General features: G+C 64.1%; 11 protein-coding genes. 6 read left to right on the forward strand and 5 right to left on the reverse strand.

The window, feature by feature from the left end; genetic code table 11:
- Positions 1–21 precede the first annotated feature (21 nt).
- From EA472_RS03855 to EA472_RS03865, 3 genes are all read right to left on the reverse strand, one after another.
- Complete coding sequence (locus tag EA472_RS03855; RefSeq protein ID WP_207891118.1) at positions 22–861, reverse strand: ABC transporter permease; 840 nt, start codon at positions 859–861, stop codon at positions 22–24.
- Positions 854–1,816: an ABC transporter permease gene (locus EA472_RS03860; RefSeq protein WP_124190191.1), complete on the reverse strand. Its 963-nt coding sequence runs from the start codon at positions 1,814–1,816 to the stop codon at positions 854–856. Before EA472_RS03860 ends, EA472_RS03855 begins: the two co-directional genes overlap by 8 nt.
- A 93-nt stretch (positions 1,817–1,909) precedes the next feature.
- Positions 1,910–3,154: an extracellular solute-binding protein gene (locus EA472_RS03865; RefSeq protein WP_124190192.1), complete on the reverse strand. Its 1,245-nt coding sequence runs from the start codon at positions 3,152–3,154 to the stop codon at positions 1,910–1,912.
- 305 nt (positions 3,155–3,459) lie between these two features.
- On the opposite strand from EA472_RS03865, the gene EA472_RS03870 reads away from it, so the two are divergent.
- Genes EA472_RS03870 through EA472_RS03880 form a run of 3 tightly spaced genes read left to right on the forward strand, consistent with a single transcriptional unit; the run spans position 3,460 to position 7,276 of the window.
- Positions 3,460–5,853, forward strand: a complete 2,394-nt coding sequence (locus EA472_RS03870) for a xanthine dehydrogenase family protein molybdopterin-binding subunit (RefSeq protein WP_124190193.1) — start codon at positions 3,460–3,462, stop codon at positions 5,851–5,853.
- Between the two features lie 9 nt (positions 5,854–5,862).
- The gene (locus tag EA472_RS03875) at positions 5,863–6,759 is read left to right on the forward strand and encodes an FAD binding domain-containing protein (protein WP_124190194.1); all 897 of its coding nucleotides are present in this window, start codon (positions 5,863–5,865) and stop codon (positions 6,757–6,759) included.
- The gene (locus EA472_RS03880; RefSeq protein WP_124190195.1) at positions 6,752–7,276 is read left to right on the forward strand and encodes a (2Fe-2S)-binding protein; all 525 of its coding nucleotides are present in this window, start codon (positions 6,752–6,754) and stop codon (positions 7,274–7,276) included. The genes EA472_RS03875 and EA472_RS03880 overlap by 8 nt, the downstream gene beginning before the upstream one ends.
- A 24-nt stretch (positions 7,277–7,300) precedes the next feature.
- Here EA472_RS03880 and EA472_RS03885 read toward each other — a convergent pair whose 3' ends face one another.
- Both EA472_RS03885 and EA472_RS03890 read right to left on the reverse strand, forming a co-directional pair.
- Positions 7,301–8,449 carry an ABC transporter ATP-binding protein gene (locus EA472_RS03885; protein ID WP_124190196.1) on the reverse strand — a complete coding sequence of 383 codons (1,149 nt, stop codon included), beginning with the start codon at positions 8,447–8,449 and terminating at the stop codon, positions 7,301–7,303.
- 63 nt (positions 8,450–8,512) lie between these two features.
- Entirely contained in the window at positions 8,513–9,166 is a 654-nt protein-coding gene (locus EA472_RS03890; protein ID WP_124190197.1) for a helix-turn-helix domain-containing protein, read from the reverse strand.
- 82 nt (positions 9,167–9,248) lie between these two features.
- Here EA472_RS03890 and hutU point away from each other — a divergent pair, with 82 nt between their 5' ends.
- Genes hutU through hutH form a run of 3 tightly spaced genes read left to right on the forward strand, consistent with a single transcriptional unit; the run spans position 9,249 to position 13,846 of the window.
- Positions 9,249–10,991 carry a urocanate hydratase gene (gene hutU / locus EA472_RS03895; protein WP_124190198.1) on the forward strand — a complete coding sequence of 581 codons (1,743 nt, stop codon included), beginning with the start codon at positions 9,249–9,251 and terminating at the stop codon, positions 10,989–10,991.
- Positions 10,992–11,007: 16 nt separating this feature from the next.
- A complete protein-coding gene (gene hutI / locus EA472_RS03900; protein WP_124190199.1) occupies positions 11,008–12,246 on the forward strand; it encodes an imidazolonepropionase in 1,239 nt (412 codons plus the stop codon).
- The gene (gene hutH / locus EA472_RS03905; protein WP_124190200.1) at positions 12,239–13,846 is read left to right on the forward strand and encodes a histidine ammonia-lyase; all 1,608 of its coding nucleotides are present in this window, start codon (positions 12,239–12,241) and stop codon (positions 13,844–13,846) included. Before hutI ends, hutH begins: the two co-directional genes overlap by 8 nt.
- The last annotated feature ends 148 nt before the right edge of the window (positions 13,847–13,994 follow it).

A 13,994-nucleotide genomic window follows, 5' to 3' on the forward strand; every position in this document is an offset into this window, starting at 1 on the left:
CCGATTCGGATCGGGCGCGGGTCAGGATTTGAGGAACTGTTCTAAGCCGACCAGTCGATCGGCGACGAGCACGGCGGCGAACGCCACGAAGACGTAGACGCTCGCGATCGCCGCGATGAGCGGACTGATGTTCGATCGGATGGCGGTGTAGATCAACACGGGCAGCGTCACGATGTCCGGCGTGGTGATGATCAGACTCACGATGAACTCGTTGAGTCCGAGGACGAACATGATGAGCGAGCCCGTGATGACGCCCGGCATCAGCGAGGGTAACGTGACGTTGATGAACGTCTGAATCTCGTCGGCACCCAGGTTCTTCGCGGCGTTCTCGAGCTCCGGATCGAGCGCGTTGACTCGGGAGGTGACGCTCCAGATCATGAACGGGATGTTGATGATGGTCAACGCGAGCCCGACCGTCCAGAGCGAGCCGATGTAGCCGAGTTCGCCGAGGATGATCAGCAGGATCACGCCCGAGACGACGAGTGGAACGGTAAACGGAAGCAGGAAGTAAATTTGCAGGGGCTTTTCGAAGCGAATGTCGTAGCGAATCAGTCCGAGGCCGGTGAGGATTCCGATCGGAATCGCCAACAGCGTACAGAACAGCGCGACGGCGATGCTCCGATAGAACGCCGAGATGAACCGGTCCTCGCCGGGGATCTGTGCGTACCACTGCAGCGAGAAGTCGTCCGGCGGGAACCGGACCAGATCGCCCGCCTGGAACGAAACCACGAGGACGATCAACGTCGGCAGCATCAGGAACACGACCTGGAAGGCGATCAGTATCGACAACAGCGGATACTCACCGGGGAGCTGTCGCGTGAACCTGAACAGCCGGTTCATGCGGCTTGTGGAGTTACTCATCGTTCTCACCCGTATCGACGCCGAGTGTTCCGGTTCCGATCACCTGGAAGACGAACAGGACGACGATCGAACTGACGAGCACGAGTGTGATACTGAACGTCGCAGCGAGCGGCCAGTTAGCGATGTCGAACAGCGTCCGGTAGATGAGGTTAGCCACGAAGTCGACCTGACCGCCGCCGATCAGCGCCGGGATCGCGTACGTCGCGGACGTGATCGTGAACACGACGATGGTCGCACCGGCGATACCGGGCAACGACAGCGGAATGATGATGTGTCGGAACGTGCTCACCCGATTTGCGCCGAGATTGCTGGCTGCGCGTTCGAGCGATCGATCGATGTTCTGGATCGCCGGAGCGATCATGATGATTGCGAACGGAATCATAATCTGTAACAGTCCGATGACGACGCCGAGTTGCGTTCCGATGAATCGGACGGGTTCGATGCCAAACAGGCCAAGGAACGAGTTGACGAGCCCGTTTCGTCCGAGGATGATCAGCCAGCCGTACGCCCGCACGATCACGCCGGTGAAGAACGGAACGAACAGACTAACCAACAGGAGTTTTCGTACGAGCGACGATCGAACGCGGATCGTGAGGTAAGCGTACGGAAGCGCGAGCACGACCGAGATGGCCGTGATCAACAGCGCCATGAATATCGTCCGGACGAAGATGTTGTAGTATCCGGTCGTTCCGAGCAGCCGCTCCCAGTTTTCGAGCGTGAACTCGTAGATGATGAACTCGAACGGATCGTGGGTCAAAAAGCTGTAGAATCCGAGAATGAACATGCCGACGAAGAGAAAGCTCACCAGTAGCAGCCCCGGAAGGATGAAAATGTATCCCATCCAGGGGGGCGGAGACCGGTAGAGACCCTTCGGTAACAGTTCCTTCGCTGCGATGAGCGCGTCTTCTACGCGCCACGCAGCACGTTCGAATCGTTGCGATACTTTATCAGCCATGGGGCGTAGTACACAGCGGTTTCATAATAATGATTTGGTACTGGTTTGCTCGCGACGGCGAAACCGACCGGATAGATCGCGTCGGCGGTCCGGTTAGGCTCCCATGATCAGGTCGAACTCCTCGTAGAGGCTCGAGGACACTTCGGTGTAGGTGTCCATGTCGACGGTGAGCAGGTTGTCGAAGTCGTCTTCGTTGGTCGGGTACGCCGGATCGTCTTCCATGTAATCCATCGGATCGACGTTCTGGTTGAGCATCGGAAGGGCGAGCCCCTCGGTCCAGCCCTCCTGGTTCTCTGCCGCGGAGGCGTAGTTGATGAACACCTGGGACCAGTACAGTTCGGATTCCGACTGATTGACCGGCGTGTACATTCCGTCACCCCAGGCGGTCGCTCCTTCCTCCGGAATCGTCCAACCGACCGGTTCGCCGTCCTGGTACGCCTCGAAGAGGTTGTTCATGATCAACGGTGCGCCGGCGATCTCACCCTCGCGAATGTTCTCGGTGAGACTCGTGTCGTCGCCGATGTGACCGATGCTGGGTTCGAAGTCCTCCACGGTGTCGAACAGCGGATCGAGGTCGTCCGCGTCGATCGGCGTGCCCGAAATCTCCGAGAACACCGGCCAGAATCCGTATCCGTTGTCGTACTGACCGAACTCGTTTTCGAACTCGTCGCTCTGGAAGTCGGCCCACGCCTCCGGCGGCTCGGTCGTACCGTGTGCCCGTTCCATCGCCTCCTCGTTGTACGAGAGCGCGTACGTGTAGGAGTACAACACGAGGTACGGCAGCCAATCCTCGTCGACGTCGGGGATCGCGAGATCGAACATCTCGGCGCTGTTCGTGACGATATCCGGATGGAGGGGTTCTGCCAGCCCCATCCGGTACTCCTCGTGGAGCGCCGGTTCGACGGTCCAGTTCACGTTGACGGGGGGTTCTCTGTCCTGCTGAATCGCCGTTCTGATGTCGCCTTGCATCACGGTTCGGTCCGTGTTGTCGTAAACGACGTCGATCCCCGTCTCCTCGGTGAACGCGTCACCGACGTGTTCGGCAAGCGATCCTTCCCACACGCCACCCCAGGCGCGGACTGTGATCGAATCCGGTTCTTCCGGAGGGTTGTCGGGATCGAGCGCGTCCGACCCCGACGCTCCGTTCCCGTTGCCGTTACCGTTTCCGTTTCCGACGCCGTTTCCGTTCCCGTTGCCGTTGCCGCCGACACAGCCGGCGAGCCCCGAGACGAGCGCCGCTGAACCGGCACCGAGGACGGCTCTCCTCGACGTTCTGTTCGCTCCGCGCGTAGTCGCATCTCGATTCCTGTCGGTTCTGGCTTGGTTACCTTCCACCATGTTACAAACTATCAATTATGGTGGGACCATATATTACTTTCCCTTAGTGCAGTCCAAGTTCGGTGTGGGAATCCGTATAGTTCAGTTCTCTAGACGGTCGTGTACCTCGGTAAACGATCCGGTTCAGAGCGCTCGCTCCAACAGTCAGCCCCGAGAGATCGGAACGCGAACTCGAGGCGAGGTATCAGCCAACAGGTCGCGAGACGGAACCGGGCGCGAGACCCGTTCGAACGCCGAAATTATGCGTTCGAACCCGAATAACCACATTTATTTACCGAGGAACTGTATAGCTACCGAGGACGAGCATGCCAAAGAATAGCAAAAGCTTTCACGCCATCGGTACGGACAGTCCCCGGAAAGGTGGCAAAGCGAAAGTAACCGGCAAGGCAGTGTACGCGCCTGACGTCTCGCTCCCCGGAATGTGGCACGGGAAGGTGCTCCGATCGCCGCATCCCAACGCGACGGTCGTCGACATCGACACCAGCGAGGCCGAGGCGATGGGTGCGATCTGCATCACGCCCGACGACGTTCCCGACGTCAAGTACAACGAACGAACGATCAGCGTCCCCGACGCCATCTATCGCGACAATCGGGTACTCACGGACCGACCGCGACAGGTCGGCGAAGGAATCGCGGCCGTCGCCGCCGAAACCGAAGAAAAGGCCGAACGCGCGCTCAAAGCCATCGACGTCACGTACGAAGAGCACGAACCGGTGATCGATCCGGAGTTCGCGGTCAGCGACGACGCGCCGGCGATCCACGAATCGATCGTCCGCGACGGCGAGGTCGAACCGATCGAGAACAATATCGCGGTCGAACGCGACATTAGCGTCGGCGACGTCGAACAGGGGTTCGCCGAGTCCGATCACGTCTTCGAACACTCGTTCGAAACCGGTCGAACCTACCACGCGCAACTCGAGAACAAGACCACGGTCTGTCGACCCGAGCCAGACGGCGGCATCACCGTCTGGCCGACCACCCAGACCGTCCACAACGTTCGACAACTCCTGGGCGAGATCTTCGACATCAACCTCAGCAAGGTCAACGTCAAACGCCTGGAACTCGGCGGGTCGTTCGGCTCGAGCATCCAGACCAACTCCGTGACGCCGATCACGGTCGCGCTCGCGATGGCGGCGGACAAGCCGGTGAAGATCGTCTCCAGTCGCGAGGAGGACATGTACGATCACTGCCGGTACCCGTCGAAGCTCGACGTGAAAATCGGCGCGAACGACGACGGAACCCTGAACGCCGTCGAGATGGACGTCCTCGCAGACGTCGGCTCGCACAACATTCAGGCGTTCCCGTACCTCGGCGTCGTCGCCGGGTTCACCGCGTCGCTGTACGACTTCGAACACCTCGAGTTCCGCGGACGGGCGGTGTACACGAACAAAGCGCCCGCGTGTGCGATGCAAGGGTTCGGGAATCCGCAGGCGACGTTCGCCGTCGAGTGTATGATCGACGCCATCGCCGAGGAGCTCGGCATCGACCAGCTCGAGCTGATCAGGAAGAACTACGTCGGCGAGGGCGACACGTTCTGGGGCCAGGGTCCCACGATCAAGTCCGTGGTCAAAAGCTGCGGCGTCGAGGAGCTCCTCGATCAGGGGGCCGAGGCGATCGGGTGGGACGAGCGCACACCGCCCGGAGAGAAAGACGGACGGTACCGCCGAGGAATCGGCATGGCCCGCGGCTTCCACACGTCCGGAACCGGTGGTCCCACCCCCGGCGAAGCGATCGACTACTCGAGCGCGCTGGTGAAGATCAACGAGGACGGCAGCGTCGACGTGGTCTCCGCGCTGCAGGACCACGGCGGCGGCACCCGAAGCGCGGGCGCGCGGATCGTTGCCGAAGCCCTCGACGTCCCTATCGAGAACGTCGAACTCTCTCCGACGGACTCGCGAAACACCGCCTACGACGTCGCCACGCACGCGACCCGCGGCGTCTACGCGGGCGGAGCCGCGATGAAAAAGGCCGCGGAGAGCGTCCGCGAACAGCTGCTCGAGAACGCCTCGCGGCTACTCGAGGTGCCGCCGGACGCCATCTCGCTCGAGGCCGACACCGACGAAGGGATCGGACGCGTCTTCGTCGAAGGGGTGCCGGACAAGGAACTCACCGTCGGCGAGGTCGCAAAGCGCGCGGAACTCAACAACTGGGGGACGATGGCGGCCGTCGAGAGTAACCGACAGGTCGCCTGTCCACCCGCCTACGCGGCGCAGTTCGTCGAGGTCGAAGTCGACATGGAGACGGGCGAGATCGACATCCTCCGGACGGCGATCGGAAACGATTCGGGCACGATCGTCAATCCGAAACTGGCGGCCGGCCAGCAACACGGCGGCTTCTACCGCGGTGCCGGCTACGCGCTGGTCGAGGACACCCAGTACGACGAGAACGGAGCCATCGACGGCAACGGTCTTCTCACCGACTACCGAATGCTGACGACGATGGACCTGCCGAGCAACGACGAGACGGAGACGTTCTTCGTCGAGACCGAAGAACCCTCGGGCCCGTTCGGCGCGAAAGGGCTCGGTGAAGCGTGTATCAACCCGACCGCGGCGGCCGTCGCCAACGCGGTCTACAACGCCACCGGAGTGCGCTTCACCGACATCCCCATGACCCCCGAGAAGATCATCGGCGACCTCCGCGCCGAGTACACGGATCGCGTCACCGGAAAACCGATGGTCCCCGCGGAGGACGACGACTGAACGAGAACTATGGAATACAAACTAGCCTCTAACACGACGACACGAGTTATCTCACAGGAGTTCGACTACTCCGTTCCCGCCTCGCTCGAGGAGGCCCTCGAGCTGCGAGACGAGCACGGAGACGACGTCAGACCGCTCGCGGGCGGCACGGATCTGCTCATTCAGTTGAAAGCCGACGTCCGAACCGAGAGTCACCTCATGTACGTCAACGGTCTGGACGAACTCGACGACGTCAGCGAGACCGAGGAGGGACTCGAGATCGGCGCGACGGTAACGTACGACGACCTGATGAACTCCTCGCTCGTCGACCAGCACGTTCCGATCCTCGCGGAGGCCGCCAGCGACGCGGGCGGCGTCCAGGTCGAGAAGATGGGAACGATCGGCGGCAACCTCTGTAACGGCTCGCCCGCGGCCAGCACCGCGCCGCCGCTTTTGATCCTCGGGGCCGAAGTCGTCCTCGAGAGCGTCGACGGGGAACGGATCGTCCCCATCGAGGAGTTTTTCACCGGACCGAAACGGACGGTCCTCGAGCCGAACGAACTGCTCACGTCGGTGCGCGTTCCGACGCCGGCGAGCGATCGGTGGGCCCACGAGGAGATCAAGCGCGTCACCGAGGACCTCGCGAAGGTCATCGTCTCCGTCTCGCTCGAGTGCGACGACGGGACCGTCACCGACTGCGGAATCGGGCTGGGCTGCGTCGCGCCGACGCCGATCCGGGCGACGGAGGCCGAGGCGGCGATCCGCGGCGAGCCGGCGACCGAGGAGACGTTCGCTCGAGCGGGCGAGATCGCGAGCGACGAAATCTCGCCGATCTCGGACTCGCGGTCGACGGCGGAGTACAGACGGCTGATCACCGAGACGAAAGTGCGCGATCTGCTGGTCGACGCACACGAGACCAATGTCTAGCGAGAAAATCACACACGGCGACGACGGCGGGAACGAACGGACGATCGAACTGACCATCAACGACGAGACCCACCAGGTTCGGGTGAAGCCGAACGAGCTGTTGCTCAACGTCATTCGGGACAAACTGGACCTGACGGGACCGAAGTACGCCTGCGGCACGGGCGAGTGTCGAGCCTGTTCGATCCTGGTCGACGGCGAACCGGAGCTCTCCTGTCTCAGACTGGCGGTCACCGCGGACGGATCGGAGATCACCACCGTCGAAGGGCTCTCCGACGGCCGAGACCTTCACGAGATTCAACAATCGTATCTCTCGGAGGGCGGAAGTCAGTGCGGCTTCTGTACGCCCGGATTCGTCATCATGACGAAAGACCTCCTCGACAACAATCCCGATCCGACCGAAGAGGAGATTCGCGATCACCTGAAGGGGAACATCTGTCGGTGTACCGGCTACAACAACATCGTCGAGGCGGTGAAGGTCGCCGCAGACCGCTCGCCGGAGAACGGAGAGAGCGAGTAAGATCGCACCGGAAAAAACGCGTTTTTACGAGGGGTAGACGAGACTGTCCGTTCCGTTCCAGCCGACCTGAACGACGTCGCCGCGCTCGAAGACGCGGTTGCCGTCAGAGTTGAGATCGCTGATTTTGAACTCCAGTTCGGTGCCGTCAAGCTGGACGGTCGTGTTGACCATGTCGCCTTTGAACACGACGCTCGAGACCGTCGCCTCGAAGACGTTGTCCGCCGAGATCGACTCTCCCAACCTGACGTCTTCGAATCGGATGCCGACCGAGACGTCGTCTTTTTCCGCGACCGACTCGCCGACGACGTCGGTTCGACAGTCGATTCGCAGGTTGCTATCGGTACACTCGACGGTACAGCTCGGATTGTCGGTTTCGACGACCGTCCCGTACACCATATTAGTGTTCCCGACGAAGTCGGCGACGAACGCCGTTTCGGGGTGGGCGTACAGCTCCTGGGTGGGTGCGTGCTGTGCGATCCGGCCCTCCTGGATGACGGCCATCCGGTCGGCCATCGTGAGCGCTTCCTCCTGGTTGTGCGTGACGTGAACGGTCGTCACGTTCGTCTCGCGGTGGATGCGAAGCAGTTCGTGGCGCATCTCCTCGCGAAGTTTCTTGTCGAGCGAACTCAGCGGCTCGTCGAGCAACAGCAGGGACGGTTTGAACGACAGCGCGCGGGCGATGGCGACGCGCTGTTGTTGCCCACCCGAGAGCTCGGAGACGTCCCGGTCTGCGATTTCGGGCAGGCGAATGAGGTCCAGCATCTCCTGGACGCGCTCGTCCCGGTTGACCTTCTCCATCCGTCGCATCTTGAGCGGAAACGCGATGTTCTCCGCGACGGTCATGTGCGGGAACAGCGCCATGCTCTGGAACACCATGCCGATGTTGCGCTCGTACGGCGGTTTGTTCGTCACGACCTCGTCGTCGATGTGGATGTCGCCCGACGTCGGGGTCGTAAAGCCCGCGATCATGTGCAACAGGGTCGTCTTTCCGGCGCCGCTCGGGCCGAGCAGCGTCAGAAACTCCTCATCGCGAATATTGAGCGAGACGTCGTCGACGGCGACGACGTCGTCGTACTCCTTGGTCACGTTCTCGATTCGAACGGCGTAGTCGTGGTCGGTTTCACCACCCGAATCGGTGGACTGTCTGGGTGTCTCGTCCTGATTCAGCTCCATAGGCGCAAAATTCTTCCAGACGATATATATAGTTTGGGCTCCTCGGAAATCCGTCACGTTCGGTCAGAGCCGTTCCTCGAGGATTTCGCCGATCACCTTTCCTTCGGCGCGGCGCAGGTGTTCTTCGAACGTTCGACGGCTGAGATCGAGCGTCTCCGCGACCTCCTCGGACGTGTTCTCCCGGGGAATTTCGTAGAAGCCGTGTTCGTGCGCGGCGACCAGCGCCTCCATCTGCCGGTCGGTCAATCCCGCCGTCACCGAGTGTGAGTGGTCGACGATGTCGTCGAGAACGTCGTGGGTCCGGTGAAGCTTCGATTCGACGGTGACCGGAAACTCCTCGACTAGCTGCTGGTAAAGCTCCGAGAGGCTCGTCTCGGTCAGGGCCAGCACGCGAACCAGCAGCTGTCCGTGCTCGTACCGCTGTGGCGGCCACAGGAGACAGCCGTGCTCGCTGAGGTAGGTCTCGATCAACGGCTCCTGGTGCGAGCGGAGACAGTCGTCGGTGATGAGCAACAGCCGGTCGTCGCCGCGGTACATGTCCCGGATGCCGACGAGCGACTCGAGTCTGTCGACGAGGACGTCGGTGTCGGTTCCCGCCGCCCGGATCATGTCGCAGTGATCGTTACACCACATGTCCAGTCGGAGACCCCGGCCGCGGGTGAGTTCGGCGTACGCGCTCTCGTGGGCGACGCGGAAGGTTGCCTCGTACAGCGTCATATCCACATCTTCGTCCGATAGTATTTAAAACCCGCCGCTAGGTGGAACAGGGTTGAGTGTCCTTGCGAACGAATACCGAACCATGCCCGGCAAGCAACAATCCGCATCGTTCGACCGCGGCACTCCGAGTGAGCAGTGGCAAGAGTACAGGGGAGCACCCACCGGCACGGACCTCGAGTGTGCGGGCTGGCGCCAGGAGGCGGCGCTGCGGATGCTCAACAACAACCTCGACCCGGAGGTCGGCGAGGACCCCGAAAACCTCGTCGTCTACGGCGGCTCCGGACGGGCCGCCAGGAGCTGGGACGCGTACGACGCGATCCTCGACGAGCTGCGCGAGCTCGACGACGACGAGACGCTGCTCGTCCAGTCGGGGAAGCCAGTCGGTCGGTTCCGGACCCACGAGATGGCCCCGCGCGTTCTCATCGCGAACTCCAACCTCGTCGGAAAGTGGGACGACTGGGAACACTTCCACGAACTCGAGGCCGAGGGGAAGATCATGTACGGCCAGATGACGGCCGGATCGTGGGCGTACATCGGCACCCAGGGGATCATCCAGGGAACGTTCGAGACGCTCGCCGAACTGGCCCGTCAGCACTTCGACGGCGACCTCTCCGGAAAGATCACCGTCACCGCCGGCCTCGGCGGGATGGGCGGCGCACAGCCGCTCGCGGTCACGATGAACGAAGGCGTCTGCATCGCCGCGGAGGTCGACGAGGAACGGATCGACCGTCGCATCGAGACCGGCTACTGTATGGAGAAGACCGACGACATCGACGAGGCGCTCGAGCGCGCCCGGGAGGCCGCGGCGGCGAACGAGCCCTACAGCGTCGGCGTGCACGTCAACGCCGCCGATCTGCTCGAGGGACTGCTCGAACGCGAGTTCGTCCCGGACGTGATCACCGACCAGACGAGCGCCCACGACGTCCTCGACGGATACTACCCGTCGGGGTACACCGTCGAGGAAGCCGACGAGCTCCGCGAGGACGATCCCGAAAAATACAGGGAGGAGAGCGTAGAGACGATGGAACGCCACGTCGACGGCATCCTCGAACTGCAGGAGCGGGGTGCGATCGCCTTCGAGTACGGGAACAACATTCGCGGACAGGTACAGGACGCCTTCGGTCGAGACGACGCGTTCGACTTCCCCGGATTCGTCCCGGCCTACATCCGACCGCAGTTCTGTCGCGGCAAGGGGCCCTTCCGCTGGGTCGCACTCTCGGGCGATCCGGACGACATCTACCGGACGGACGAGGCGGTCCTCGAGCTGTTCCCCGAGAAAGAGCACCTCCGGCGCTGGATCGACCTCGCACAGGAGCGGGTGCAGTTCCAGGGACTGCCCAGTCGCGTCTGCTGGCTCGGATACAGCACGGAAGGCGAAGGCGACGGAGAACTCACGGAACGCGCGCGGTTCGCACTCCGGATCAACGAACTCGTCGCCGACGGCGAGATCTCCGCACCCGTGGTCGTCACCCGCGACCACCTCGACGCGGGTAGCGTCGCCAGCCCGTTCCGCGAGACGGAGGACATGCGCGACGGCACCGACGCCGTCGCCGACTGGCCGATCCTCAACGCGCTGGTGAACTGCGCCGCCGGGGCGGACATCGTCAGCGTCCACGACGGCGGCGGCGTCGGAATCGGCAACTCCCTGCACGCGAACAACCACGTCGTCCTCGACGGCACGGAGCTGGCCGCGAAGAAGGCTCGCCGCGTGTTCACCACGGACCCCGGCATGGGCGTCGTCAGACACGCCGACGCCGGCTACGAGGACGCCCTGGACGAAGCGAGCGAGTCGAACGTCGCCGTTCCGATGCGGGACGAGCCATGAGCCGGGGGCGGTCCGCATGACCGACCTGCAGCTGGTCGTCCACGACGCGTCGGAGGTCGCGGCCGTCCGCGACGGTGACGGCTCGAGCGCGTCGAGCGGCCTGGAGCCCATCGACGACGGCGCGGTTGCGGTGGTCGACGGCGAGATCGAGGCCGTCGGCGACAGCGGCGCGATCACGCGGGAGTATCCGCCGGAGAACGCCGAGACGGCGATCGACGCGACCGGACGGACCGTCCAGCCCGGCTTCGTCGATCCGCACACGCACGCCGTGTTCGCGGGCGATCGCTCCGACGAGTTCGAGGCCAAGCTTCAGGGCAAGAGCTACCAGGAGATCATGGCCGAAGGCGGCGGAATCCTCCGGACGGTACGGGCGACGCGCGAGGCCGACGACGAGACGCTGCTCGCGAACCTCCTCGATCACCTCGACGTGATGCTCGCCCACGGCTCGACGACCGTCGAGGTGAAATCCGGCTACGGCCTCGACGCCGAGACCGAACTCCGGATGCTCGAGGCGATCGAGCGGGCGGACGAACGCCACCCGATCGACCTCGTCGCCACGTACATGGGCGCTCACGCGGTTCCCGAGGGAAGCGACGCCGACGAGTACGTCGACGAGGTGATCGACGAGCAACTCCCCACCGTGGCGGACCAGGGAATCGCGGAGTTCTGCGACGTGTTCTGCGAGGAGGACGTCTTCTCCGTCGAGCAGTCCCGTCGGATTCTCGAGGCGGGCCGAGCGCACGGACTCGCGCCGAAGGTCCACGCCGAGGAGTTCGTCCACCTCGGCGGCACGCAGCTCGCTGCCGACGTCGGCGCGACGAGCGCCGACCACCTGTTGCACGCGACGACCGACGACGTGCGGGCGCTGATCGACGCCGGGACGGTCCCGGTGTTGCTCCCCGGCACGGCCTTCGGGCTCCGAACCGAGTACGCGGACGCCCGCGGCATGCTCGAGGAGGGCGCGCCGGTCGCGCTGGCGACGGACTTCAACCCGAACTGCTACTCCCACAGCATGGGGTACGCGACGACGCTCGCCTGCGTCGGCATGCGAATGACGCCCGCCGAGGCGCTGGTCGCCGCGACGAGAACCGCGGCGGCCGCGATCGATCGACCGGACGGACCGGGACGCCTCGAGGTCGGCGCGCCCGCGGATCTCTGCGTGCTCGACGCGCCGTCGCACGTCCACGTGCCCTACAGCTTCGGCGTCAACCGCGTCGATACGGTCGTCAAGGACGGTGAGGTCGTCCATGAGTGATCGTGACACTGTCGTCTGCGACGGCAGCTCGCTCGAGCCCGAGGACGTCGTCGCGGTCGCGCGAGACGACGCCCGCGTCGAGGTTCCGGAGGAAGCGCGAACGGAAATTCGGAACGCGCGACGGCGGGTCGAGGAGATCGTCGACAGCGGCGCGATCGCCTACGGCCTGAACACCGGCTTCGGCGAGCTCGTGGACGAGCGGATTCCGCCGGACGACGTCGATCAGCTCCAGACGAACCTCCTCCGGAGCCACGCCTCGGGCGCGGGCCGGGTGCTGACGCGAGTCGAAGTCCGAGCGCTCCTGCTGACCAGAATCAACGCGCTGGCGGTGGGTTACTCCGGCGTGCGCGAGCACGTCGTCGATCTGCTGGTCGAGCTGCTCAACGAGGGCGTCCACCCGATCGTCAGATCCCGCGGGAGCCTGGGGGCCAGCGGCGACCTCGCGCCGCTCGCACACGCCTCGCTCGTGCTGATCGGGGAGGGCCAGGCCGTCGTCGACGACGAACGACGGGCGCAGCCCGAGAACGCCCGGGCTCGAGTCTCCGGCGACGAGGCGCTCGAGGCCGTCGGACTCGAGCCGGTCACGCTCACCGCGAAAGAGGGGCTCGCGCTAATCAACGGCACGCAGCTGAGCGTCGGCCTGGCGTCGCTGTTTCTCGTCGACGCCGAGCGCGCGTTGCGCGCCGCCGACGCCGCCGGATCGCTGTCGCTCGAGGTTTCGATGGGAACCGACGCGATCGCGGAGCCGGCGATTCACGAGGCGCGACCGCACGACGGTCAGCTCGAGACGGCGCGAAACGTGCGCCGGCTCGTCGACGGCTCCGGGATCGTCGCCTCCCACCGCGACTGCGATCGCATCCAGGACGCCTACTCCTTCCGGTGCATTCCGCAGGTCCACGGCGCGGTTCGGGACGCGCTGGACCACCTGCGCGATGCGGTCGAGGTCGAGCTGAACAGCGCGACGGACAACCCGCTTCTGTTCTCCGGCGACCGCGTCGGCGATCACGCGAGCGGGACCGCCGACGCGAAGGTGGTCTCCGGCGGGAACTTCCACGGCGAGCCGCTCGCGCTCCGGCTGGATTACGCGCTGAGTGCGGTGACCGAGCTGGCGGCGATCGGCGAGCGGCGGGTGGATCGGCTGCTCAACCCGAACGTCCAGGAGTCGCACCTGCCGCCGTTTCTGACGCCCGAGAGCGGCCTCAACTCCGGCTACATGATCGGACAGTACACCGCGGCCGCGATGGTCAACGAACTCCGCTCGATCGGGCGCGCGTCGATCGACACGACGCCGGTCAGCGGTAACCAGGAAGACCACGTCAGCATGAGCGCGACGAGCGCCCTCAACGCCACCCGGGCCGTCGATCGACTGACGACGGTCGTCGCCGTCGAACTACTCTGTGGCGCACAGGCCGCGGAGTTCGTCGACGACGACCTCTCGCACGGCCGCGGAACGTCGCTCGTCTACGAGGCCGTCCGGGAACTCGCCCCGCCGCTCGAGGACGACCGGCCGTTGCACGACGAGATCGACGACGTCGCGACGATGGTCAGGTCCGGACTGCTCGACGAGCGGATCCGTCCGGTGCTCGAGGACTCGACCTAGGACCGACTCTCGAGGGCTGGACGGAGCGCTACGTTCTCGAGGGACGTCTCCCGGTTCGCGAGCGACTACCTCCGGTCCGATTTTTGAGCGATCGTCTTCGTCCCCGTTCACGACGCCCCGTGCTGGTCGAACCGATCCCCCGTTCGAT

The organism is Natrarchaeobius oligotrophus, from assembly GCF_003841465.1.
Lineage (GTDB): Archaea > Halobacteriota > Halobacteria > Halobacteriales > Natrialbaceae > Natrarchaeobius > Natrarchaeobius oligotrophus.